At 63.4% G+C, this 23,916-nt stretch carries 26 protein-coding genes and 2 pseudogenes; 21 read left to right on the top strand and 7 right to left on the bottom strand.

Annotation, left to right across the window (positions count from 1 at the left end):
- Window positions 1-181 precede the first annotated feature (181 nt).
- The 6 genes and pseudogenes from QX124_RS16630 to QX124_RS16605 form a co-directional block, all read left to right on the top strand.
- Window positions 182-547, top strand: a complete 366-nt coding sequence (locus tag QX124_RS16630; RefSeq protein WP_315736027.1) for a metalloregulator ArsR/SmtB family transcription factor — start codon at window positions 182-184, stop codon at window positions 545-547.
- Window positions 540-1,067 carry an arsenate reductase ArsC gene (locus QX124_RS16625; RefSeq protein WP_315786165.1) on the top strand — a complete coding sequence of 176 codons (528 nt, stop codon included), beginning with the start codon at window positions 540-542 and terminating at the stop codon, window positions 1,065-1,067. Before QX124_RS16630 ends, QX124_RS16625 begins: the two co-directional genes overlap by 8 nt.
- Window positions 1,068-1,070: 3 nt before the next feature.
- Window positions 1,071-2,126, top strand: a complete 1,056-nt coding sequence (arsB, locus tag QX124_RS16620; RefSeq protein WP_315736029.1) for an ACR3 family arsenite efflux transporter — start codon at window positions 1,071-1,073, stop codon at window positions 2,124-2,126.
- Complete coding sequence (gene arsC, locus QX124_RS16615; protein WP_315736031.1) at window positions 2,123-2,524, top strand: arsenate reductase (glutaredoxin); 402 nt, start codon at window positions 2,123-2,125, stop codon at window positions 2,522-2,524. Before arsB ends, arsC begins: the two co-directional genes overlap by 4 nt.
- Before the next feature lie 321 nt (window positions 2,525-2,845).
- Window positions 2,846-4,600, top strand: coding sequence for an arsenical pump-driving ATPase (gene arsA, locus QX124_RS16610; protein WP_315797727.1), 1,755 nt, complete (start codon window positions 2,846-2,848; stop codon window positions 4,598-4,600).
- A gap of 43 nt (window positions 4,601-4,643) precedes the next feature.
- Window positions 4,644-5,250, top strand: a pseudogene (locus tag QX124_RS16605) (type IV secretory system conjugative DNA transfer family protein); the annotation flags it as partial.
- A 226-nt stretch (window positions 5,251-5,476) separates the two neighbouring features.
- On the opposite strand, the gene QX124_RS16600 reads toward QX124_RS16605, so the two are convergent.
- Entirely contained in the window at window positions 5,477-5,734 is a 258-nt protein-coding gene (locus QX124_RS16600; RefSeq protein ID WP_315736036.1) for a hypothetical protein, read from the bottom strand.
- A 243-nt stretch (window positions 5,735-5,977) separates the two neighbouring features.
- Here QX124_RS16600 and QX124_RS16595 point away from each other — a divergent pair, with 243 nt between their 5' ends.
- Together QX124_RS16595 and QX124_RS16590 are read left to right on the top strand one after the other, a co-directional pair.
- Complete coding sequence (locus tag QX124_RS16595) at window positions 5,978-6,652, top strand: Spy/CpxP family protein refolding chaperone (RefSeq protein ID WP_315736038.1); 675 nt, start codon at window positions 5,978-5,980, stop codon at window positions 6,650-6,652.
- Between the two features lie 161 nt (window positions 6,653-6,813).
- A pseudogene (locus tag QX124_RS16590) lies at window positions 6,814-6,975 on the top strand (DUF3141 domain-containing protein); the annotation flags it as partial.
- 688 nt (window positions 6,976-7,663) lie between these two features.
- Here the strand turns inward: QX124_RS16590 and QX124_RS31875 are convergent.
- Together QX124_RS31875 and QX124_RS16585 are read right to left on the bottom strand one after the other, a co-directional pair.
- On the bottom strand, window positions 7,664-7,810 hold the full coding sequence (locus QX124_RS31875) for a helix-turn-helix domain-containing protein (RefSeq protein WP_409997707.1): 147 nt from the start codon (window positions 7,808-7,810) through the stop codon (window positions 7,664-7,666).
- 235 nt (window positions 7,811-8,045) lie between these two features.
- On the bottom strand, window positions 8,046-8,336 hold the full coding sequence (locus tag QX124_RS16585; RefSeq protein ID WP_315736040.1) for a hypothetical protein: 291 nt from the start codon (window positions 8,334-8,336) through the stop codon (window positions 8,046-8,048).
- A gap of 125 nt (window positions 8,337-8,461) precedes the next feature.
- Here QX124_RS16585 and QX124_RS16580 point away from each other — a divergent pair, with 125 nt between their 5' ends.
- A complete protein-coding gene (locus tag QX124_RS16580) occupies window positions 8,462-9,376 on the top strand; it encodes a hypothetical protein (protein ID WP_315736042.1) in 915 nt (304 codons plus the stop codon).
- Window positions 9,377-9,565: 189 nt separating this feature from the next.
- Window positions 9,566-9,949: a hypothetical protein gene (locus QX124_RS16575; RefSeq protein WP_315736044.1), complete on the top strand. Its 384-nt coding sequence runs from the start codon at window positions 9,566-9,568 to the stop codon at window positions 9,947-9,949.
- A gap of 203 nt (window positions 9,950-10,152) precedes the next feature.
- On the opposite strand, the gene QX124_RS16570 is transcribed toward QX124_RS16575, so the two are convergent.
- Window positions 10,153-10,956, bottom strand: coding sequence for a hypothetical protein (locus QX124_RS16570; RefSeq protein WP_315736046.1), 804 nt, complete (start codon window positions 10,954-10,956; stop codon window positions 10,153-10,155).
- Window positions 10,957-10,965: 9 nt separating this feature from the next.
- Complete coding sequence (locus tag QX124_RS16565; RefSeq protein ID WP_315736048.1) at window positions 10,966-11,097, bottom strand: hypothetical protein; 132 nt, start codon at window positions 11,095-11,097, stop codon at window positions 10,966-10,968.
- Between the two features lie 695 nt (window positions 11,098-11,792).
- Between QX124_RS16565 and aqpZ the strand changes: the two genes are divergently transcribed.
- The 3 genes from aqpZ (at window position 11,793) to QX124_RS16550 (ending at window position 13,683) form a co-directional block, all read left to right on the top strand.
- On the top strand, window positions 11,793-12,545 hold the full coding sequence (gene aqpZ, locus QX124_RS16560) for an aquaporin Z (RefSeq protein WP_315736051.1): 753 nt from the start codon (window positions 11,793-11,795) through the stop codon (window positions 12,543-12,545).
- Between the two features lie 129 nt (window positions 12,546-12,674).
- Complete coding sequence (locus QX124_RS16555; protein WP_315736053.1) at window positions 12,675-13,379, top strand: hypothetical protein; 705 nt, start codon at window positions 12,675-12,677, stop codon at window positions 13,377-13,379.
- Window positions 13,380-13,497: 118 nt separating this feature from the next.
- Entirely contained in the window at window positions 13,498-13,683 is a 186-nt protein-coding gene (locus QX124_RS16550) for a hypothetical protein (RefSeq protein ID WP_315736055.1), read from the top strand.
- A 25-nt stretch (window positions 13,684-13,708) separates the two neighbouring features.
- Here the strand turns inward: QX124_RS16550 and QX124_RS16545 are convergent, their stop codons facing one another.
- Both QX124_RS16545 and QX124_RS16540 read right to left on the bottom strand, forming a co-directional pair.
- Window positions 13,709-14,119 (bottom strand): flagellar basal body rod protein FlgC, encoded by a 411-nt coding sequence (locus tag QX124_RS16545; RefSeq protein WP_315736057.1) that lies wholly within the window; start codon window positions 14,117-14,119, stop codon window positions 13,709-13,711.
- A gap of 140 nt (window positions 14,120-14,259) precedes the next feature.
- The gene (locus QX124_RS16540) at window positions 14,260-14,553 is read right to left on the bottom strand and encodes a hypothetical protein (protein ID WP_315736059.1); all 294 of its coding nucleotides are present in this window, start codon (window positions 14,551-14,553) and stop codon (window positions 14,260-14,262) included.
- A 336-nt stretch (window positions 14,554-14,889) separates the two neighbouring features.
- Between QX124_RS16540 and QX124_RS16535 the strand changes: the two genes are divergently transcribed.
- From QX124_RS16535 to QX124_RS16500, 8 genes are all read left to right on the top strand, one after another.
- Entirely contained in the window at window positions 14,890-15,840 is a 951-nt protein-coding gene (locus tag QX124_RS16535; RefSeq protein WP_315736060.1) for a sugar-binding transcriptional regulator, read from the top strand.
- A gap of 204 nt (window positions 15,841-16,044) precedes the next feature.
- Window positions 16,045-17,334: a sugar ABC transporter substrate-binding protein gene (locus tag QX124_RS16530; RefSeq protein WP_315737014.1), complete on the top strand. Its 1,290-nt coding sequence runs from the start codon at window positions 16,045-16,047 to the stop codon at window positions 17,332-17,334.
- A gap of 338 nt (window positions 17,335-17,672) precedes the next feature.
- A complete protein-coding gene (locus QX124_RS16525; protein ID WP_315736061.1) occupies window positions 17,673-18,545 on the top strand; it encodes a sugar ABC transporter permease in 873 nt (290 codons plus the stop codon).
- Between the two features lie 4 nt (window positions 18,546-18,549).
- A complete protein-coding gene (locus QX124_RS16520) occupies window positions 18,550-19,380 on the top strand; it encodes a carbohydrate ABC transporter permease (RefSeq protein WP_315736062.1) in 831 nt (276 codons plus the stop codon).
- A gap of 15 nt (window positions 19,381-19,395) precedes the next feature.
- Complete coding sequence (locus QX124_RS16515) at window positions 19,396-20,400, top strand: ABC transporter ATP-binding protein (protein WP_315797726.1); 1,005 nt, start codon at window positions 19,396-19,398, stop codon at window positions 20,398-20,400.
- A 47-nt stretch (window positions 20,401-20,447) separates the two neighbouring features.
- Window positions 20,448-21,221: an SDR family NAD(P)-dependent oxidoreductase gene (locus QX124_RS16510; RefSeq protein ID WP_315797725.1), complete on the top strand. Its 774-nt coding sequence runs from the start codon at window positions 20,448-20,450 to the stop codon at window positions 21,219-21,221.
- 29 nt (window positions 21,222-21,250) lie between these two features.
- Window positions 21,251-22,897: an FGGY-family carbohydrate kinase gene (locus tag QX124_RS16505; RefSeq protein ID WP_315797724.1), complete on the top strand. Its 1,647-nt coding sequence runs from the start codon at window positions 21,251-21,253 to the stop codon at window positions 22,895-22,897.
- Window positions 22,898-22,899: 2 nt separating this feature from the next.
- Entirely contained in the window at window positions 22,900-23,847 is a 948-nt protein-coding gene (locus tag QX124_RS16500; protein ID WP_315782922.1) for a carbohydrate kinase, read from the top strand.
- The last annotated feature ends 69 nt before the right edge of the window (window positions 23,848-23,916 follow it).

Here is a 23,916-nt window from a genome sequence, read left to right as displayed (position 1 = left end):
CCCTTTTTTCTTAGAGAGTATCGAATGGCGTCTGGCGCGGCAACGAATATGACAGGCATGTGACAGTGAGGTATTGAGATAGCTCAAGCAACAGCTCACCGGCGCGCGTCTCAAGGACCTGCGGGAGCTCAGCGCCACTCTGTGGTTGACAGAGTACTGTAATATCCATAAGTCTAGAAATATGGATAATGAAGAAGCGGTCTTGGCGCTCGCCGCGCTCGCTCAGCCCACTCGGCTGAACGCATTTCGTATTCTGGCAAGTCATGAGCCGGAGGGTCTGTCGGCCGGAGAGCTTGCTCGCGCCCTGGAAGTCCCCCAGAACACGCTCTCGGCGCACCTTTCGATCCTTTCAAGGGCGGACCTCGTCACCTCGGAGCGACACAGCCGGTCGATCATCTATCGCGCGAATCTTGCCGAATTCCAGAAGGTGGCGCTGTTTCTGCTGCAGGACTGCTGCGGCGGCCGGCCCGAAGTCTGCGCACCATTGATTGAAAGCCTTGCGCCTTGCTGTCCTCCGAAAAAGAAAAGGGAGCGAAGCCGTGTCTGATCACCTCTACAACGTTCTCTTCCTCTGCACCGGCAACTCTGCCCGTTCAATCATGGCGGAATCGATCCTGCGAAAGGATGCCGGCGGCCGCTTCCGGGCGTTCTCGGCAGGCAGCACGCCGAAGGGCGCGGTCAACCCGCTGGCGCTACGCACTCTCCAAAGCCTGGACTATCCGACCGACGGCTTGCGCTCGAAGAGCTGGCTCGAGTTCGCCGCCCCCGATGCACCCGTCATGGATTTCGTCTTCACGGTCTGCGACAACGCCGCCGGTGAGACCTGTCCGGTGTGGCCTGGACAGCCGATGACCGCTCACTGGGGCATCGAGGATCCCGCCGCAGTCGAAGGTACTGATCTCCAGAAGGAGGCGGCATTCGTGACCGCCTTCCGGTACCTGAAGAATCGCATCGGTACCTTCACCAATCTTCCTCTGCGCAGCATCGACAAACTGTCGCTCGGCACCAAGTTGCGCGAGATCGGCCGGTCGGAAGGCGCGAGTTCATCCCGCAACGACGTGGCCTGACACATGAGCATCTTCGAACGTTACCTCACACTTTGGGTTGCCCTCTGCATCGTCGCCGGCGTCGTGCTCGGCCACTTCATGCCTAGCTTCTTCGGAGTGGTTGCAGCCGCGGAAGTGGCCAAGGTCAATTTGCCGGTGGCAGTCCTGATCTGGCTGATGATCGTGCCGATGCTGCTGAAGATCGACTTCGGTGCTTTGAGCCAGGTCCGAGAGCACTGGCGCGGCGTGGGGGTTACCCTGTTCATCAATTGGGCCGTCAAACCGTTCTCGATGGCGCTTCTCGGCTCCTTCTTCATCGGCAACGTGTTCGCGCCGATGCTGCCGTCCGCGCAGATCCCATCCTACATCGCGGGTCTGATCCTGCTCGCAGCCGCTCCTTGCACCGCGATGGTGTTCGTCTGGTCGAACCTGTGCGAAGGGGAGCCTCACTACACGCTCAGCCAGGTCGCATTGAATGACGTGATCATGGTCTTCCTGTTCGCGCCGCTGGTGGGGCTTCTGCTCGGTGTAGCCTCCATCAGCGTTCCCTGGGCGACGCTTCTGCTCTCGGTCGTCCTGTACATCGTTGTGCCGGTCGTCGTAGCGCAGGCCTGGAGGACGTCCCTTCTCGCCGCTGGCGGTGGCGCCTTCGAGCGGACCATGCGGAGGCTGCAGCCATTGTCGCTTGTTGCTCTGCTGGCGACGCTAGTTCTGCTGTTCGGTTTCCAGGGTGAGCAGATCGTCAAGCAGCCGGTCGTGATCGCGATCCTCGCCGTGCCGATTCTGATCCAGGTCTATCTCAACGCCGGTCTCGCCTACTGGCTGAGCCGGCGCTTCGGCGTCGCCTGGTGTGTCGCTGCACCTGCGGCGCTGATCGGCGCCAGCAACTTTTTCGAGCTCGCGGTTGCTGCTGCCATCAGCCTGTTCGGACTCGACTCCGGAGCTGCGCTTGCGACCGTGGTGGGCGTGCTGGTCGAAGTGCCCGTGATGCTGTCGGTGGTCCGCATCGTGAAGGCGACTCGCGGCTGGTATGAATCCGGAGCGAATGCGGCCAAGCCCGCGATGGAGGCTCACAGATGACCATTACAATCTACCACAATCCAGATTGCGGTACGTCCCGCAACACGCTCGCTATGATCCGGCAAAGCGGCATCGAGCCTGAGATCATCGAGTACCTCAAGACGCCGCCGTCGCGCGATAAGCTCCAGGAGCTCATCACCACCATGGGAATTCCGGTTCGCGACCTGTTGCGCGAGAAGGGAACGCCCTACAAAGAACTTGGCCTCGGCGATCCGAAGTGGACCGACGACGAACTGCTGGATTTCATGATCGCGCACCCGATCCTAATCAATCGCCCGATCGTCGTCACGCCGAAGGGCGTCCGGTTGTGCAGACCGTCGGAAGCGGTCATCGATCTCCTTAACGGCCCGTTCGGGCGGTTCGTCAAGGAGGATGGCGAGGTCATCGAGCCCAGATGAGCCGGTACAACGACCGCATTAGATCGCTCGGTCGAAGGCGATGCGGGGCGCAGTGTCCGACGGCTTAAGCGCCAGAGGGCCGGCCTCAGGCGTGCCCAGAACACACCATCGATACCTATTTTGTTGTTGCCTCGTAGCCCGTTGGTCACTCCCATTCGTTGATTCCATCGCAACAGAGGAGCTCGCGGCGTTGCTATTGAATCTCCGCAGGTATCCCATCGCAAAGCGATGCAACGATGCGGTCATTTTGAACGCAACGCTCGTCGCACCCATCGGACTGACGGCAATTGCATGACTGCTGCGTCTGCAGGACAGCTTATTATGTCTCACTTTCGCGCGCTGAACGCCCCGACGCCGTATCTGTTTTTCACCGGGAAGGGTGGTGTCGGTAAGACGTCGCTTGCATGTGCCACCGCTGTTGGCCTCGCCGACCGTGGACTACGCGTTCTTCTCGTCAGTACCGACCCGGCGTCGAACCTGGACGAGATGCTCGAAGTCACTTTGACTGATCGCCCAGCGCCGGTGGCAAACGTGGCCGGACTTTCGGCGATGAATATCGATCCCGAAGCTGCTGCCGAGAGCTATCGCACCCGGGTCCTCGAACAGCTCGGACCGGAAGTCACCGCCGGTGAGCGGTCGACTGTGCGCGAGCAGCTCTCCGGAGCTTGCACCACCGAAATAGCCGCCTTCGACGAGTTCGTGGGACTGCTGGACGGCGATATGGCAGGATTCGATCACATCATATTCGATACGGCCCCGACTGGCCACACTCTACGGCTGCTCAGCCTGCCAAAGGCATGGACCGGCTTTCTCAAGGACAATGACCGAGGAGCGTCCTGCCTCGGGCCGCATTCAGGCTTGAAGATGCAGGAGGACCGCTTTCGCAAGGCGCTCCAGGCCTTGGGCGATTCCGAGCGGACCACTATCGTTCTCGTCACCCGCGCCGACAAGGGGGCCATCCGTGAGGCGGCCAGAACATCGGGCGAACTCGATGCGCTCAATCTCTCGAACCAGCTCCTCATGGTGAACGGGCGCTTCCACGCGGCGGATCGAACTGATGTCGTCGCGACTGCCCTTGAGCGGGATCAGGACGAGGCACTAGCGGCAATGCCTGCGTCGCTCACGAAACTTCCGCGAGACGAAATCCCGTTGCTTGGTTTCGACATCGTGGGTCTGACGGCTCTGAGGGCGCTTCTGCCGTCCTCCAGCCAGCCTTCAGTAGCTGCGAGCATGCCGAACCTGGAACCGGTTGACCTGCCGGGCCTGGACCGGTTGGTCGATGACATCGCGCGGGATAAGCACGGCCTCATCATGGTCATGGGCAAGGGCGGCGTCGGAAAGACGACGATTGCTGCCGCCATTGCCGTGGGATTGGCCAAGCGGGGTCATGCCGTCCACCTCAGCACCACCGATCCCGCAGCTCATGTCGCTTTCGTGGTCGATGGCGCCATGCCTGACCTCACCGTTGACCGGATCGACCCTCGGGTCGAGACGGAGCGGTATGTCGCGAAAATCCTGGCAAGTCGGGGTCGTGATCTGGACGAGCAAGGCAAAGCTCTGCTGCTCGAGGACCTCGCTTCGCCATGTACCGAGGAAGTCGCCGTCTTCCATGCCTTCTCGCACATTGTTGCGGAGGCGCGTAGCGACTTCGTCGTGCTCGATACGGCGCCCACAGGCCACACGCTACTCCTGCTGGATGCGACCGGGGCCTATCATCGCCAGATGACAAGCCAACTTGCGCCAAGCGGAGCCGGGCGTATCGTCACCCCGCTAATGAGGCTGCAAGACCCCACCTACACAAGGGTGATCCTGGTGACGCTGCCGGAGACGACTCCGGTTTCAGAGGCCGCTGCTCTTCAGGAGGACTTGCGGCGCGCCTGCATTGAGCCATTCGGCTGGGTAATCAACAAATGCCTGATTGCATCGGGAACTCACGATCCCCTGCTGCGATCGCGACTCGTCAGAGAGCGGACTCAGATCGCTCGCGTTCGGAACGGCCTCGCAGAGCGGGCATTCATGGTCGGTTGGCGAACCAAGTCTCCTGTTGGCGTGAGGGAGCTTGCGGCGCTGTCGTGATGACGGCGTCTCCCGACCTACGCGACCGGCGGCGAGATCGAAGTGGGCGGCCACGCAGTGGGTGGCTTGGAGGCTCGGTTACCAACCTCAGCTTGGACAACCATGGTTCGAGCTGATCTCGGGAGTACCCATCTACTTCCCGCCAGCATTCTTCTGGTGGTGGTACGCCTATGACGCGTATGCGCCGCAGGTCTTCGTAGAGGGGGCTTACATCGCGTCGTCTGGCGGATTCATCTCGATCACGGTTGCCGTTGGCATGTCGGTATGGCGGGCGCGCGAAGCCAAGACTGCCGCGACCTACGGTTCAGCTCGCTGGGCGACGCATCAGGAGATTCGGGCTGCCGGCCTTACCGGCCCTGATGGTGTCGTGCTCGGGCGTTTCGAGCAAAATTACCTGCGTCATGATGGACCGGAACATGTGCTGTGCTTCGCGCCGACCAGGTCCGGTAAAGGCGTCGGTCCGGTGGTGCCAACGCTGCTGACCTGGCCGGGCAGCTGCATCGTTCACGACATCAAGGGCGAGAACTGGACCCTGACCTCGGGCTTCCGAGCCCAACACGGCCGGGTCTTGCTGTTCGATCCGACCATCGCGAAGTCAGCCGCCTATAATCCATTGCTGGAGGCGCGGCGAGTGCGAGGTGCGTGACGTGCCGCTGCACTTTGATGAGCTCGACCTGTAGGTCGTGCAGCGCGGCGCGATAAGTCTTGCCGCTTTCGTGTTGTGCGGGTCGTCTTTTGGATGATTTCGACATTTGCTGACATCTGATGGCGTAGGCTCAAAAATGGCTCGCGCCTGACTTGGTGTCAGTCGGAATCAATATCGGCTGATTGGGTGCGGCGACCCGCAGGGGCGTCGCACCTACTCAACCTCGAAGCTCACCGCTCCTTGTCGCCCATGTGATGCGGCGTCGACGTCGCGGGGCCGCCGCGGTAGTGATGACCGCCGGTGCCCTGGGTCTTGGTGGAGACGCCGACCGTCTCCTTCTTGCCCATATGGTGGGGGACTTCGGTCTTCGGCCCTCCCTGATAGTGATGGCCGTTCTTTTCGGTGTCGGATGATCCGGTCTGCGCCATCGCTGGCAACGCAATGAGCGACAGGGCCGCGGCAGCGGCAAGAATTTTGGGAAGGGTCATATTGGCTTCTCCATTGTGAAACTTGGACGACAGATGTCGGGTCGCGGTCTTGCGTGAAGATCCCAGACGAAGCTCGTTTGCGCTGTGAAAAAATCCACATCAGCGAACGGATCGCTGACGATAAGAAACCGCGCAGGAAGCAATTTAGAGTTGGGATCGCTTCTGAGATTGACTTGCATCAATCGGTAGCCGGTAAAAATCGGCACTCATTGCGACCAATCAACTGATCAGCGGGAGGGTTCCATGAAACGTCTGGCACTGCCTGTCGCATTGCTGCTTGCAACGGCGAGCACAACGTCCTGGGCGCAATCGGCCGCCGATCACGAAGCGCACCATCCTGACCAGAAGGGGGCGCCCGCCGCCGCACAACCTCAGTCGCCTGCCGGCCAGCCCGGAATGATGGGACAAGGCATGATGGGTGGCAGGGGCATGATGGGCGGCAACATGCCCATGGCGAACATGATGGGGATGATGGGGCAATCGGGCGCTGAAGGGGGCTGCGCTGGCATGAGCGGGTTGGCCACCATCGACCGGGTCGAGGGCCGGATCGCCTTCCTGAAGACCGAGCTCAAGATCACCGATGCGCAGGACGCCGCCTGGAATGCCTTCGCCGACGCACTCCGCACCAACGCAAAGAGCCTTGGCGAGGTGCGCGCCTCGATGATGCCGCAGACGGGGGCTGGGCAGCAAGGCTTGGTCGATCGTCTTGCGCTGCAGGAGAAGTGGCTGGCTGCGCGCCTGGAAGGCACCCGCGCGATGAAGTCGGCGCTGACAAACCTCGTCGGCACCCTTTCCGACGAACAGAAGAAAACCGCCGACGAACTCCTGGCGCCACATATGGGCATGAACGCGATGGCGCGCATGATGCCGTCCGGCCAGATGCAACCGGGAATGATGACGCAGGGTCAGGGACGGTAAGGCTCCGACTCGCCCATTGGAGGGCTGCCATGGCCCACGCTTTCCTCCCTGAGACCCTCCGCGAACACAGATCGCAGGCTGGTCCAGTGGTCAGGCCATTGGCGGATTCTTCCGAGCCGGCCGCCGGTGCCGCTCCGACGGCCGCCATCGGCGTGTGGCCTGGCGACAACATCACGCCGCCCCATCAGGCGCTCGGCTGGATTCCGAGTGTTTACTCCGACACGGACGACCTGAAGCGGGCGGGCCAGCGCATCGTCTATCTCATCAACCCGCATGTCGGGCATCTCGGCATCTTCGTATCCACGAGCGTCGCGCGTCTCGACTGAGCCGCGCTCTCTAATCCCAATCAACTCTGTCAAACAGCCTGTCGCTCGCCGCAGCCTTGCTCACGGTCATGCCGCCGCGATCCCGCGGCCGTGTCGGCCCGAGCTCTGCTGCAGTTGGCGTCCTCGTCAGACGAGAGGGCGCGGGGAAGGCCGGGTGCTGGTCGCACCCGCGGTCCGCGTGCAGCAAAAAAGCACGCGGCAGAACCACAGGTACGGCCGAACATCCGGCCTTCCCCGCGCGATGGCTTTACGGCTTATACGCGATCTCCCCGGGGACCGGCTGTCTTGCCCCCGTCGCCCGCTGCGCTCGTCATGAGCGCCGCGACCTTGACGCCAGCATCGGGGCGCCAGGACCACGCGACTTCGCCGTCCGCAGCTCATCAGTCGTCGCGCAAAAGCGCCTGACGAAGCCGCGGCCACCGCATCCCCGCCTCACGTGCCGTGACGATCGCGATACGCCCCTCTCGGCGAAGCAGGATGGCGGGAATAAAATCACTGATTTGGAGGTGGTGTCAATAAATATTCTGGTATTCAGAATTTATGGCTTGCGCCGCTGTCGTGCCGCATCAGTTGATCACATGAGTTGGCCGCCATCAAACTCACCATTGATGACGACCTGCTTCCCGAGCGCGCCGAATCATCGCTTGGCGCTCGCCACAAAACGCGTGGCGAGAAAACTGCAGCGTCACCGTAATCCCGAAATCTCCCGTGAGAGCGTCGAAGGTGCTCGACCGAGACTCCGGGCAATTGAACGCAGGCTCTCGCCGTTCAGCATCCGGCTATGAAGATCGTTGCGCTCCGTCGCGTTCAACTGACTGTAGTGACGTCCCATGCTCACCCCCTTATATGGGGTGTTGCACTTCAAATTGGAGTCCGCCGAGGATGGAGAAACGTGTAGCGTCACCGTAAGTCCAACCAATCCGCTTATCGGACGCCTGCGTAAAGCACGGCAATGGACGTCCAAAAACGGAGCTCGCTCCGCTCGCCCAGGCTCCCGCCTCACGAACACCAGCGTCGATATTGGAACGGCAGAGCCGTCCAATATGCCGGCGGCGTCACGTGAGCCGTCAATATCCCTCGTCTGGTAGAGCGGGCATCTTTCCTATCTCCCGTTTGAGGGCCAAGATTTCATGCTGGGTATCGACGTGTTTTTGATACGAAGCAAACACCGCCTCGATGTTCTGGTTCAGCGTCGACTGTTCTTGCAGCATTTGTTGCTGCTGCTTTGGCGTACTATCGAACCATTTTTTGAGCGCGTCGAGGTCCGCATGGGTCCACGCCGCGAAGCCAATGGCGAAGTCGCGAAACGCCCGCGCGATCTTCGGTGACATATTCAGCAGGCGGATGAGCAGAAGCATCAGCGATCCTTCCGTTAGCCCCACACGGAGAAAGTACCCTGATTCGGTCAGTGGCAGTCCTGTGAATTGTGGGGATTGCCAATTTGTCGTTCTGCGTGTGTATTTGACCCAGTTTGGGGGCGGAAATGGCGAAAAAGGCGCGGGGACGGACTGAAGAGCAGCAGATGGTCTGGCGGCTGTCGGACATGCTGACAGCCGCCAATTTCAATGTTCAGCACCAGCTCGATCTCGGGAAATCTGTAAAGCCGGACTTGGTAGCCGAGCGAGAAGAGTTCGGCCGGTACCGCAGATACGCGATTGACGTGGTGATTGTCTCTGATGCGAATCGGTTGGTGGATGCGCTCGACACTTTGCAGGAATTTGCCGAACGGCAAAAAGGCAGGGACTTCGACGAATATTGGCTGGTCTCGAACCTTTCGTATCCGCATCTGGCTGGCGACCGCAAGCGAAGACGCCGGTTCGAGAGCGTACGTGCATTTGCGATGAAAGAACTGGAGCGAATGCTCGCGCGGGTCACACCTCAAAAACCGCAACCGCCGAAGAAGAAAAAGGGCACCGCGAAGACGACCGTAGGAAAAGCGGTCCAGGCGAACGATAAAGAAATCATGCTCGCCATCGCCGGGCTAATGCTTCAGATCGACGACAAGCTTGACAAGTTGAAAGAAGAGAGGCCGAACTCTGAAGATGCGAAGGCGAATGCAGCTGAAGAGATTTCCGATCTTGAACGCATGAGGGCCGAGCTCGAACGAATCCGCGAGCTCGTTACCGCCTTCACCAAGGGGAAAGCCCCGGAAAGGGAAGTTGTCAAATCGGTCAAGACGTTCAAAGATAGTCTGAACGGATGGTGGGAAAAGCGCCACGACAGTCTCCTCACAACCACAGCTAAATCGGCCCTATTCGTTTCGTCGGCTGGTGTTCTGGCACTGATGGGAGCGAACACACCGGCAGCGTTGGCGGTTGCCGGCGCGCTGATTGGTGGGAAGGTCATCAAGAAGGGGCTGGCGAAAGCCGGGGAGATGGTACGCGACGCGTTACAATAGAGCTTGGCAGTTCTATTTCCGGTCGGCGGTCCCGCAGGCTTTGTCCTGTCACGGCACGGAGACTAGGTCTGCCGTGACTGCCGGCCATGAAACTCCTGAAAATCGGCCTTGCCGATAAGATATTTGAATATCCAAAGGGCTCGCTCGTGATTACCGACGAGTCCATTTCGAAGCGGGGTGCGAAAGTTTATGACCCCCGCCAAGCACGGCTTGAATGTTCTTCCCATGCAATACCGGGAGGCTCGCGAGTTTGCCGCCGCAGTCTTTCCCGACAAGGATCTGATGACCTACCCCGACGGCCCCCGGGCGCTCACCCGTCTGGTGATGAATGCCGCCCGCCAGGACAAACTGACTTACACCCGGGGTGACGACGACCAAGAGGCGAGGGGAGTGGTGGAGGGTCTCCTGCTGTCACCCTTGCTGAGGACGGCGCTGCAGAAGCCGATCCCGCGCTGGTTTTATTCTGGCGCCACCATTCATGGTGCGGCTCAATCGGAAGGAAATCGGAGACGAGGATGCCCGGCTCATTGCCAGTATCCTCATATCCGAATTCAAGGGGCCAATTGTCATTGAGGATTTCGGCTTTTATGCCCGCCCATTCCACACCCGTTTAATCCGAGAACACCGGCTCATGGCCGGCGTCTACACACTCTCAAAGCTCGACGAAAAGCTCCGGCAGATGTGCCTGCTCATGGAAACGGAGGCTGTGGGATGCACCTATGAAGACGCCGAGGTGCTGGCGAGGTACGGAGGACACATTCCTGGACATAACGCCTTCAGCTCGTTTGTGTCGCAGGCAATGGCCGGCGCGTCCACTCGAACACTTCAATAGTCGTGCGAGTCAGCCGTAACGCAAAAGCGAACGCAAGAATAAATGGCCAAGTGAAAAGGCCGTGGCCTTCCTCGCGAACGTCTCGGTCCGTCCTTGCTCGTGACTCGTGAAATCGGAGGTCGTCCGCCGCCGCAAACTCCCTTTCTCTTGCCTCCTTTAAGATATCGAAGTTCCGTTGCGCACGCTCAAACGCTACCTCCTGTCCGCTGGGAGCTACTGGAAATTGTCGCATGAACTCTTCGAGCGATATCTTTCCGTTCTCGGGAATGCTCCCAATTTTCAATTTCTCCCAATCCAGCTTTTCGATCAACTCGCAATGGGACGAGAAGGGGGGCTTGTCTCTAGATGACCTCCCGCAGACAGCGGAATCTATCCTTGCGAGCTGCAGGCTGACGTCTCCGCTCGCAGACAGAAGTTTGTTTTGCAACTGCTCTCTCCTGTCGCTGAAGTCGTAGTCTTGCCGTCGGCCCTCGTAATTGAAAGCCAATACAAAGACACCAACGGCCGCAACACCAAGGTACACATAGTCTATGGCGCGGGCCTGCGCGGCTGACAACAGATTGGCGAATCCGAATACGGCGTGGAACAGAAAGAGCCAAGCGAAGAAGCTGAAGATCAATGAGAACATGAAGGAGTATTGCGGCTCGAACCACCCGATGACGGCCAGGACGGTGAACACCATAGTCAAAGCCGAGCAGGCAATGGCAAATGCCCTACGGGTCCAAAACGAATTGATCGAAATTGCCACCGGTTCCCCCTAGAAAGAAAATGCTTCGAGCGCGCGGCGAACCACTTCGGCTTCGCTCACTTTCAGTTTGCGAGATGCTTTCTTGATAATGACGCGATGTCGCTTGAAGACGCGCGGGCTGATAACAGCAGGATTTTCCATGTGCTGCTACTATATAGCATGTGCGATTGCACGACCACACGCTATCCACGCCATGCTGCTTGCTCGATTGGGGAATTACAGTAACGCTATACTAACTCCGCCAGGGGCGCCGAGGCATGCGGACAAGCCGAGGCCCATCCCCGCAAACAGGCCGGCCGATCAGGAGCTGAAATATCGGCTAGTTGCCGATGTGACCTATCTCACAGCCGCGCCGCGCGACTGCGCGGCAAGGTCGTCCCATGTGTTTCCTCGCACGCCGAACAAGGGATTTGATGACATGCGCTGGAGTGACTCAGCCAAGGGATTTGCGGTCGTCCTGGTGGTGACCGTCGCGGGATGCCTGTCCACGACCTATGTCGACCACCGATTTGCCGCGCTTGAAGCATCCGCGGATGCGACAACGAGCCCGCCCCCGACATCCTCCGCTTGCGTCGACGAAGACGGGCGCTGGCACAATTGGCCGTGGGCGAACGTGCCGATGCTCTCGCCGGCGTGTCGCGAGCCACAGGCAGAGCGCGCGTCGGATTAAACGCGCTGGCGCGGCCATTCGTCGTGTTGAGGCCCATGCCCCGGGCAGGGAACTCCCTCACCGCAGCCGCGACTGCGTCTTTGACTCTGGGTTGTAGAAGTGATGATCTGCACCTGATGGCGGGGCGATCAATGTGGGCCAATCACACGCACCCAGGGAGGCGATGATGAACGGCAACAACAACAAGCTCGTGGCGGAGGCGATCGGGACGTTCTGGCTCACGTTCGGCGGTTGCGGCAGTGCGGTGATCGCGGCGGGCGTGCCGAATGTCGGGATCGGCATGCTCGGCGTGTCGCTGGCGTTCGGGCTCACCGTGGTGACCATGGCCTATGCGATCGGGCACATCTCGGGCTGTCATCTCAATCCGGCTGTCACGGTGGGGCTGGCCTGCGGCGGGCGGTTCCCGACCGGGCTGATTGTGCCCTACATCGTCGCGCAGGTGGTCGGCGCCATCGTTGCTGCTGCCGTGCTGTACGCGATCGCGAGCGGCGCGCCGGACTTCAGCACGGCGAGCGGCTTTGCCGCCAATGGCTATGCGGAGCATTCGCCCGGCAAATATGGGTTAGGGGCCTGCCTGCTCAGCGAGTTCGTGCTGACGATGATGTTCCTGTTCGTGATCATGGGCGCGACCCATGGCAAGGCGCCGGTGGGATTTGCGCCGCTGGCGATCGGGCTTGCGCTGACGCTCATTCACCTGATCAGCATCCACGTCACCAACACCTCGGTGAACCCGGCGCGTAGCACCGGGCCGGCGCTGTTCGTCGGCGGCTGGGCGCTGGCGCAGCTCTGGCTGTTCTGGGTGGCGCCGCTGCTCGGCGGCGCGGCCGGCGGCTTCATCTATCGCTGGCTGAGCCCGGAGCCGGCCGGCGAGGTGACCGGCGAGCGGACGGGGCAGGGCGCGGTCGCGAAAAGCGCCTAGGAAGATCTCCTCACGCGGTTGGATCGGGCCGCGTCACGGCCGATGCCGCGGTCGCGCCGCTCTTGATCGCCGCCGGCTCTGTTGGATAATGCGCGCCTTGTCAGCGTTCACGATCTTGCAGGTGCGGTGATGAGCCGGGGGAACAAGGAGCCGGTGTCCGATCGCGTCGCTAGGGCGGCCGAGGCGCTGCTGGCCGAGCAGCACTACGTCAGCATCGCCGACCTGTTCTGTGGCCTCGGCTGGCTCGATGCGAGCTTGCTGGAGCAGTGGCGGCGCGGGCAGGTCGGCTCGCTGGAGGAGGTCACGCGCTCCGGTCTCCCGCGCATCAAGGAGGCGATGACGCATGTTCGTGCCTGGGCGCTCGCCAAGGGGCTGAGCCCGAGCGAGACCGCCTATGTCGCACAGACGCCACGCCGGCAGCCGCTGCGGTTCAGCCGCAGCAATGATCCGCAACTTGAAGAGCTGTTCCGGACGCACTGGGTCTCGCCGGCGCTCTCCGAGAAGAAGCGCGAGCGTGTGGCAGCGAAGGCGAGCCGGGTGCCGGAGCTGGTGGCGATCCTGCCGACGCGGGACGGTTGGAGCTGTCATCGCTGCGGCGGGACCGGCGATTTCCTGATGATGGAGGACGGTGGTCCGGCATGCCTCTCATGCGTTGGTCTCGGCGATCTCGTCTTTCTGCCCGCGGGCAACGCGCTGCTGTCGCGGCGGGCCAAGGCGAAGAGCAAGCGCCATGCGGTCGTGGTGCGCTTCAGCCGGACGCGTGGGCGATACGAGCGGCAGGGGCTGCTGGTCGAGCCGCAGGTGCTGGCCGAGCTGGGCAAGGACACCGCGTGAGCACGGCGCAGGACGCGCCGCCGATCGTCTCCATGATCCCGCCGTGCTACGATGCTCGTCCGGAGCGGGGCATCCGATGCGCCTGCTCCGGCGTTCTGCTGCGACAGGTGAGGCCGCAATGTTCGTCGACTTGCCCGGTGGCTGGCCGCATGATCCGAAACCGGAGCCGCCGAAGCGGCGGCTGTCGCCGCGGCGTGAAAGGCTGCTGCTGGTGCTGATCGGCTTCAACATGATGCTGCTTATGGTCGCGCCGATCGGCGGTGCCACGCTGATCCACTGGCTGGTCGCCGCACTCTCGCGCTGACGCGGCGCGAGCCGCCGAGGCCGGTCTACACCTTCATGTCGATCACGGTCCGGCTCATCTCGTCGCTCGCCTTCAGCACTTTTGCATTCGCGGCAAAGCTGTATTTGGCGACGAGCTGGCTGATCATCTCCTGCGCGAGATCGACATTGGGCGCCGCGACCAGGCCGTCCTTGTTGGCGAACGGCGCCGAGGGATCGTAGCTCGCTGTGGTCCCGGAGCCTGCACGGGTGATGGTCGTCTGCGTGCCGCCGCCGGCGACGTCGCTCTGCACCAGATCGAGCGGCACATAGGCTTTCGGGGCGCCCGCCGGCAGCGTGCCGTCGGCATTGGGCAGCGCGCCGGTGCTCCGTGCATTGGCGACGTTCGAGGCGGACACCTCGAGGCGGCGCGAAGCCGCGTTCATGCCGGAAACTGCGATGGTTGCGGTGGGGCTCATGGGACACTTGCCGACGACGATGATCCCCGCAGCTAAGCCCTGCGCGTGCCAAGCAAGCGTCAACATCGGCCGCGACATTCGATCGTCCGCGGCAAGGTTTCGTTGACCATCGGCCGGTCGCCAGCGGCGGCCGACGACGCTCAGGACGATCTGTTCTGATCGTCACGCAGCAGCGCCAGGGTGCCCGCCGCGTCGTCCGCGGCGGAGACGAGCACATATTCGCCGCGCGCCGCGCGGACGCCGCCGGTGACGACGACCGCCCGCTTCGGGCACAGGCCGAAGCAGCTCGTCATGACGACGCGCGCGGGCTTCTCGCGAGCGCCACTGCCGCGCTCACGCTCTGATGTCAGCGCATGCTTGATCGCCTTCTTGATGGCCTTCTTGGTGGCCTTGGGGTCATCGCTGCGCTTCAGGCATTTGCGGCAGACGAGCACCGGCGCGGCGCGGTTGGGGCGGACGAGGGGAGGGACAGCCAGGCCTCCCAGCTAAGCGGCCTCCCGAGACGCCGCATCCCTGATGGGGAGCCGTCGTGCGGCCGGCGAGGTTCCGGGGCCAGCGCGCCGGTCGTTGCGCCGCAACCTGCCGAGGTTGGGCTATTGCCCATGGTCCGAGCATATGATCTGGTCTGGGCGAGGCTGCTGCGCCCGCCTGGGGATGGCGGCGGGCTTCGGTTCCCGGCGCCGCGGCCGCCATGCCATAGTGCTGGCCGATCCGCGTCGAGCCTCTGCTTGGCCGGGGTAGCAGCGACTGGAAGGAGACCGCGCGGCGTCATGGCGGGCAGCGACAGCGACAAATCACGGCTGGACGACGCCGCCCGCGCCGGCTGGCTGTATTTCATCGCCGGCCATACCCAGGACGAGATCGCGCGGATGCTGCAGGTGTCGCGCGCCTCCGCGCAGCGGCTGGTGTCGCTGTGCCTCGCCGAGCGACTGATCACCTTCCGGCTCGAGCACCCCATCGCGTCCTGCATGGCGCTCGCCGCCCAGCTCAAGGAGCGGTTTGCGCTGGTGCATTGCGAGGTGGTGCCGACCGACCCGGCTGCGCCCACCGGGTCTGCAGGAATCGCCGAACGCTGCGCCAACCTGCTGGAGACGACGTTGCGGGCCGAGACGCCGGTCATCATCGCGCTCGGAACGGGGCGGGCGGTGCGGGCCGCGGTCGAGCGCGTCACGCCGATCGACCGCCCCGAGCACCAGATCGTCTCGCTGGTCGGCAACATCCTGGCCGACGGCTCGGCGAGCTTCTTCGACACCGTCGGCCGGCTCGCCGACCGCACCGGTGCGCGGCATTATCCGATGCCGCTGCCGTTCCTGATGGGCACCGAGGACGAGCGCGACCGCATGGTCCGGCTCGATGCCATCGCCAAGGTCAAGGCGGTGGCCGACAAGGCCGATCTCAAGCTGGTCGGCATCGGCCAGATGGACCAGAAGGCGCAGATGCATGTCGACGGCTTCGTCACCCGCGACGAGCTCACCGAGATGATGCGGCTCGGCGCCATCGGCGAGATCACCGGCTGGGCCTATGACGCCAAGGGCAAGCTGATCGCCGGCGGCACCAACCGCAGGCTCACCAGCATTCCACCCGAGGTGCCGGCGCGCGCCATGACCATCGCGGCGGCGCTCGGTCCGGCGAAGGTCCCGGCGATCCGCGCTGCGCTCAAGGGGCGGCTGATCAACGGCCTGATCACCGACGAGGCCACGGCGCGCGCCGTCCTGGCGTGACAGCCTTAGGCGCTGCTGCGCAGTCTTCTATCAAAGGTCGGATCCCTGTCGCGCCGCACAACCTGTGCGCGCCGGCGCATGCTTGACAAAGTCTGATCCGTATAGTGAACATCAGCCCAGCCCGTGAGCATATGTTCAAAAGACACGGGAAGGGAGGAGACCGTGAAGACCATCTTCACTCGGACGAGCACGCTTGCCGCCCTGATGGGCGCCGCCGCGCTGCTGACAAATGCGCCCGTACTGGCGGAGACAAGTCTGACCATCGCCACCGTCAACAACGGTGACATGATCCGGATGCAGGGCCTCACCAGCGAATTCACCAAGGCCAATCCCGACATCTCCGTGAAATGGGTGACGCTGGAGGAGAACGTGCTGCGCCAGCGCGTCACCACCGACATCGCTACCAAGGGCGGCCAGTTCGACATCCTCACCATCGGCACCTACGAGGTGCCGATCTGGGCCAAGAAGAACTGGCTGGTGCCGCTCGACAAGCTCGGCGCCGACTACGACGCGAACGACATCCTGCCCAAGATCAAGGATGCGGTCTCCGTCGACGGCAAGCTCTACGCCGCGCCGTTCTACGGCGAGAGCTCGATGGTGATGTACCGCACCGACCTGTTCGACAAGGCCGGGCTGAAGATGCCGGAGAGCCCGACCTGGGACTTCGTCATCGATGCCGCCAAGAAGCTCACCGACAAGCAGGGCGGCGTGTTCGGCATCTGCCTGCGCGGCAAGGCCGGCTGGGGCGAGAACATGGCGTTCCTGACCGCGATGTCGAACTCGTTCGGCGCGCGCTGGTTCGACGAGAAATGGCAGCCGCAGTTCAACACGCCGGAATGGAAGAAGACGCTGTCGACCTATGTCGAGCTGATGAAGGAGGCCGGCCCTCCCGGCGCCAGCTCGAATGGCTTCAACGAGAACCTCGCGCTGTTCAACTCCGGCAAATGCGCGATGTGGATCGATGCCACCGTGGCGGCCTCGTTCGTGACCAACCCGAAGGAGTCGAAGGTCGCCGACAAGGTCGGCTTCGCGCTGGCGCCGAACACCGGCCTCGGCAAGAACGCCAACTGGCTGTGGGCGTGGAGCCTCGCGGTGCCCGCCGGCTCACAGAAGGTCGAGGCGGCCGAGAAGTTCATCGCCTGGGCCACCAGCAAAGATTATCTGAAGCTGGTGGCGTCCAAGGACGGCTGGGCCAACGTGCCGCCGGGCACGCGCACCTCGCTCTACAAGAACGAGGAGTATCTGAAGGTCGCGCCGTTCGCCAAGCTGACGCTGGCCTCGATCGATGCCGCCGATCCGAACAAGCCGACGGTGAAGCCGGTGCCGTATGTCGGCGTGCAATACGCCGCCATCCCTGAATTCCAGGGCATCGGCACCGCAGTCGGACAGCAGTTCTCGGCTGCGCTGGCCGGCTCGATGACGGTCGACGCGGCGCTCGCGGCGGCGCAATCATCCACCGAACGCGAGATGAAGCGCGCCGGCTACATCAAATAGGCGCGCCACGTCCATCAGCTCGAAGCCAAAACTCCTCCCGAGCTGATCACTGGCGGCCATCCCTCCCCACAGGGATGGCCGCATTTTTTCTCTGCTCGAACGCGACATGCGAGACCCGTAGGGTGGGCAAAGCGAAGCGTGCCCACCGTCGGGCCGCGAACCGTGAAGACGGTGGGCACGGCGCTCCGCGCCTTTGCCCACCCTACGACTAGCCATCAGCTCGTCATTGCGAGGAGCCGAAGGCGACGAAGCAATCCAGAGTCCCGCCCGTGTTCGGGATTGCTTCGCTTCGCTCGCAATGACGGCAATATCTGTCGAGCGAACAAGGAACGGCGGTCATGGCCACCAGACAGACGCAAATCCTGGCCCGCGCGCTGATGTCGCCCGCGGTCATCCTGCTGTTCATCTGGATGATCGTGCCGCTGGCGCTGACAGTCTATTTCTCCACGCTGCATTACAGCCTGCTCGATCCCGGCTCCGAGCGCTTCGTCGGCCTCGAAAACTTCGAATATTTCCTCACCGACCCCGCCTTCCTCGCCTCGCTGCAGAACACGCTGGTCCTGGTCGGCTCGGTGCTGCTGCTGACCATCGGTCTCGGCATTCCCCTCGCGCTGCTGCTCGACCAGCCGGTGATTGGCCGCAACATCATCCGCCTGATGGTGATCGCGCCGTTCTTCGTGATGCCGACGGTGAGCGCGCTGGTGTGGAAGAACCTCTTGATGCATCCGGTGTCCGGCCTGTTCGCCTGGATCGCGACCTCGCTCGGGATGACGCCGATCGACTGGTTCACCGATGCGCCGCTGCTCGCGGTCATCTTCATCGTCGCCTGGCAGTGGCTGCCATTCGCGACCCTGATCCTGCTGACCGCGCTACAGTCGCTCGACGAGGAGCAGAAGGAGGCCGCCGAGATGGACGGCGCCGGCGCGGTGTCGCGCTTCATTTATCTCACTGTGCCGCACCTGGCGCGCCCGATCACGGTGGTGATCCTGATCGAGACCATCTTCCTGCTCACGGTGTTCGCAGAGATCTTCGTCACCACCGGCGGCGGACCGGGCCTGCAGACCACCAACATCGCCTTCCTGGTCTATTCTCAGGCGCTGATCCAGTTCGATGTCGGAACCGCCTCGGCCGGCGGCCTGGTCGCCGTGGTCATCGCCAACATCGTCGCCTTCTTCCTGGTCCGCATCGTCGGCCGCAATCTGGAGGCGTGACACCATGGCGCGCAAGGTCACCGGACGTCATGTCGCAATCTCCACCGTGGCCGCATGGCTCGCCGGGTTCGTGATCTTCTTCCCGATCCTGTGGATGGTGCTGGCGAGCTTCAAGACCGAGCTGGAGGCGTTCGCGACGCCGCCGTCGTTCCTGTTCTTCCACTGGACAACCGAAAACTACGCCACGGTGCAGGAGCGCAGCGACTATCTGCACCACGCGCTGAACTCGCTGATCATCGCCGGCGGCTCGACCTTGATCGCGATGCTGATCGCCATTCCCGCGGCGTGGTCGATGGCGTTTGCGCCGACCAAGCGCACCAAGGACATCCTGCTCTGGATGCTCTCGACCAAGATGATGCCGCCGGTCGGCGTGCTCGTGCCGATCTACCTGATCTACAAGAACTTCGGTCTGCTCGACACCCGCACCGGGCTGGTCTTCATCCTCTGCCTCGGCAACCTGCCGATCGTGATCTGGATGCTGTTCACCTACTTCAAGGAGATCCCGAAGGACATCCTGGAAGCGGCGCGGATGGACGGCGCCACGATCGGGCGCGAGCTGATCTACGTGCTGACGCCGATGGCGATCCCAGGCCTCGCCTCGACGCTGCTGCTCAATCTCATCCTCGCCTGGAACGAGGCGTTCTGGACCTTGAACCTGTCGACCCTGAATGCGGCGCCGCTGACGACCTTCATCGCCTCCTATTCGAGCCCGGAAGGCCTGTTCTGGGCGCGGTTGTCGGCGGCCTCCACGCTCGCGATCGCGCCGATCCTGATCATCGGCTGGTTCAGCCAGAAGCAGCTCGTGCGCGGGCTGACCTTCGGCGCAGTGAAGTAACGAAAGGCTGGGATCATGGGACGGATCACGCTGGAAGGTGTGCAGAAATCGTTCGGGCCGGTCCACATCATCAAGGGCGCCGATCTCGACATTCCCGACGGCGCGTTCGTGGTGTTCGTCGGCCCCTCCGGCTGCGGCAAGACCACGCTGCTGCGGCTGATCGCAGGACTGGAGGACGTCTCGGGCGGCCGCATCCTGATCGACGGCAACAATGTCGTCGATGTGCCGCCGGCCAAGCGCGGGCTGTCGATGGTGTTCCAATCCTATGCGCTCTATCCGCATATGAGCGTGCGCGGCAACATCGCCTTTGGCTTGAAGATGGCCGGGCTGCCGAAGGCCGAGATCGCCCAGAAGGTCGAGGCGGCCGCGGCGACCCTGAACCTCACGCCCTATCTCGACCGCAAGCCGCGCGAGCTCTCCGGCGGCCAGCGCCAGCGCGTCGCGATCGGCCGCGCCATCGTGCGCGAGCCCAAGGCGTTCCTGTTCGACGAGCCGCTGTCCAATCTCGATGCCGCGCTGCGGGTGCAGATGCGGCTCGAGGTGACGCGGCTGCAGAAGCAGCTCGGCACTACCGCGATCTACGTGACCCACGACCAGGTCGAGGCCATGACCATGGCCGACAAGATCGTGGTGCTGAACGCCGGCCGCATCGAGCAGTACGGCTCGCCGATCGAGCTCTATCAGCGGCCGGCCAACCTGTTCGTCGCCGGCTTCATCGGCTCGCCGAAGATGAACCTCATCACCGGCGCGGAAGCGGACAAACACCATGCGACCACGATCGGCGTGCGGCCCGAGCATGTCGCGGTTGTCGATGACGGACAGGGCTGGCCCGGCAAGGTCGTCATCGCCGAGCATCTCGGCAGCGACACCTTTCTCTATGTCGATGCGGGCGCGCTCGGCACGCTCACGGTGCGCGTCGTCGGCGAAAAGCGCCTCAGTGCCGGCGACGCCGTGACGCTGCGGCCGGAGCCGAACCGCATCTATCGCTTCGATGCCAACGGCAATTCGATCTTCGCATGAGAGGCGACGTCCCCTCCGGGCGTCAATGACAACAACGGACCACGACGATGTATCTGGAGAAATTCAAGCTGAACGGCAAGACCGCGCTGATCACCGGCGGCGGGCAGGGCATCGGGCTCGCCTGCGTCGAGGCGCTGGCGGAGGCGGGCGCGCATGTCGTGATCGCCGATCGCGACGCCAAGGCGGCGGCGGACGGGCAGGCGGCGATGAAGGCCAAGGGCTATGACACCGAGACCGCGCTGATGGACGTCACCGACTCGGCTCAAGTCAACGAGGTGGCCGACGATCTGGTCGCGCGCTACGGCGGCCTCGACATCCTCGTCAACAACGCCGGCATCGCGCGCAGCGAGACGCCGGCCGAGACCGTCACCGACGAGCACTGGCTCAACGTGCTCGACGTCAATCTCAACGGCACCTTCTGGTGCTGCCGCGCCTTCGGCAAGCACATGCTGGCGGCGAAGAGCGGCACCATCGTCAATATCGGCTCGATGTCCGGCTTCATCGTCAACAAGCCGCAGGAGCAGTGCTTCTACAACGCGTCCAAGGCTGCGGTGCACCATCTGACCAAGTCGCTGGCGGCCGAATGGGGCGCGCGCGGCATCCGGGTCAACGCGGTCGCGCCGACCTATATCGAGACGCCGCTGAATGCCTTCGTGAAGAGCAATCCGCGCATGTACGACGCCTGGATCGGCGGAACCCCGATGGGCCGCATGGGGCAGGTCGAGGAGATCGCCTCGGTGGTGTTGTTCCTCGCTTCCGAGGCGGCAAGTTTGATGACCGGCAGCGTCGTCGTTGTCGATGGCGGCTACACTTGCTGGTAAGCTCGCGTCAAAATTGACGGGAGCGAAACATGCGGCAGGCTTTTGTCGGTGTCGATGTCGGCACAACCAGCACGCGCGCCGGGATTTTCGACTGTAGCGGCCGCCTGCTTGCCGCGGCGCGGCATCCGATCCAGACCTGGCACGAGGCCGGCGACGTCGTCGAGCAGTCGTCCGACGACATCTGGCGCGCCTGCTGCGCCTCGGTCAAAGCCGCGCTGGCGGAAGCGGTTGTCGCGCCGGAGCTGATCAAGGGCATCGGCTTCGACGCCACCTGCTCGCTGGTGGCGCTGGACCCATCGGGTGCTCCCGTCACTGTCAGCAGCTCCGGCGCGTCCGCCCGCAACGTCATCGTCTGGATGGATCATCGCGCGCTGATGGAGGCGCGCGACATCAATGCGACCAGAGACGAGGTGCTGCGCTATGTCGGCGGCTCGATCTCACCGGAAATGGAGATGCCGAAGCTGCTGTGGCTGAAGCGGCACCTGCGCAAGAGTTTCGATGCGGCAGGTCATTTCTTCGATCTCGCCGACTTCCTGACCTGGCGTGCGTCAGGCTCTTTGGCGCGCTCGATGTGCACCGTCACCTGCAAATGGAATTATCTCGCGCATGAGACGCGCTGGAGCGCGGCCTACTTTCGCCGCATCGGGCTGGAGGATTTCGTCGCAGAAGATTTCGCGCGGATCGGCACCGAGATCGTTGCGCCTGGCACGCCGCTCGGCCGTGGGCTGTCGCAGGACGCGGCCGAAGAACTCGGACTGGTTGCAGGCACACCGGTCGGTGCGGCGCTGATCGATGCCCATGCCGGCGGCATCGGCGCGATCGGCGGCCGCGCGGCTGAGCGCGGCGAGGTCGATGTCTGCGAGCGCCTCGCCTATATCATGGGGACCTCGGCCTGCATCATGGCGACGACGCGCGCTGCGTCCTTCGTGCCTGGCGTATGGGGACCGTACTATCAGGGCATGGTGCCGGAGTTCTGGCTCAACGAGGGTGGCCAGTCCGCTGCGGGGGCTGCGATCGATCACCTGCTGCGCTCGCACCCGGCGTTTGCCGAGGCCACGGCCGCCGCGCGTGCCGAAGGGCTCGACGTCATCAGCTTTCTGGAGAAGCGGATCATGGCGCGAGTGCCGAATGCCGGCGCCGCTGCGCTGCTGGCGCGGGATCTCCACATCCTCCCTGAGTTTCTCGGCAACCGTTCGCCCTATGCCGATCCCGACTCGCGCGCCGTCATCGCCGGCCTCGATCTCGATACCGATATCTCAGCGATGGAGCGGCTGTTCGTGGCCGGGTTGTGCGGGCTCGCCTATGGCTTGGCCGACGTGATCGACGCCTTCGCCGCCAACGGCGTCAGCAGCCGGACGCTGGTCATGGCCGGCGGCGCCTCGCGCAGTCCGCTGGTGCGCCAGATCATGGCGGACACGACGGGGTTGACGGTGGCCTTGCCCGGCACCCAGGAGCCCGTGCTGCTCGGCGCGGCCATGCTCGGCGCGGTGGCGAGCGGCGGCTTTCGCTCGATCGGCGAAACGATGGCGTCGATGTCCTCGCTCGGCCGCCTCAGCGATCCGACCGATCCGGACGTCGCGGCCTTCCATCGCCGCAAGCGCCGCATCCACGGCCTGCTGCGGACGCTTGATCGCGAGAGCCGTTCCGTGATGCATGGGGTCGACGGGGAGGCATGACCATGATCCTGAGCTGCGGCGATGCGCTGATCGATTTCGTTCCGGCCAGATCGGCCGACGGCCGCGATGCCTTGCGGCCGGTGGTCGGCGGCTCGTGCCTGAACGTCGCCGTCGGCGTGGCGCGGCTCGGTGCGCCCACGGGCTTCGTCGGCGGCATCTCGACCGACCTGTTCGGCACCATGATCGCGGCGCATGCGCAAGGCTCGAACGTCGACCTCGGCTACGCGACGCGCAGCCCTGACCAGACCACGCTCGCTTTCGTGCGCCATGTCGGCAGCGAGGCGCAGTATGCCTTCTACGACGCCGAGACCGCCGCGCGGAAATGGACGTTCCGGCCGGGCAGCATCCCCTTTGCCGACATTGATGCCATCCATGTCGGCTCGACCACGCTGATCCACGATCTCGGCGCCGCGCAGACCCGTGCGCTGATCGCCGCCACGCAGGGCGCGGTGACGATCTCCTTCGACCCGAACTGCCGTCCGAATCTGGTGACTGATAAGGCCGGCTATCGCGCTGACATGGATGGGTTTGCCGCAAGCGCCGACCTGATCAAGATGTCGGATGTCGATTTCGACTATCTGCATGGCCACGACGATTACGCTGCGCGGGCCGACGCGCTGCTGGCGCGCGGCACCAGCCTGGTCGTCGTCACGCGGGGTCCCAAGGGGGCGCTCGGCTGGCATGCGCAAGCCGGCGCGGTCGAAGTCGCAGTCCCCCAGGTCGAGGTGGTCGATACGATCGGGGCCGGCGACACATTCCAGGCGGGGCTCTTGTTCGCGCTGCGCAAGCTCGGCCGCATCGGCCGGGAGGCCCTGAGGGGATTGAGCCAGACCGAATTGCGCAAGGTGCTCGCCTTTGCCGGGGCGTGTGCGGCCGTCACCTGCACCCGCGAGGGCGCCGACCCGCCGCGCTGGGACGACATGGCTGCAACCTGGGATCGCCTGAGCTGAAGCACCCCATTGCACTCGTCATTGGGAACTGGTTGGCTGTTCCCTCGTCATATGTGAGTACCGGGAGAC

Origin of the sequence: Bradyrhizobium sp. SZCCHNRI3043 (assembly GCF_032377735.1) — a bacterium.
GTDB lineage: Bacteria > Pseudomonadota > Alphaproteobacteria > Rhizobiales > Xanthobacteraceae > Bradyrhizobium.
Note: the sequence above shows the minus strand (reverse complement) of the source record. Positions and strands in the feature narration are given on the sequence as shown.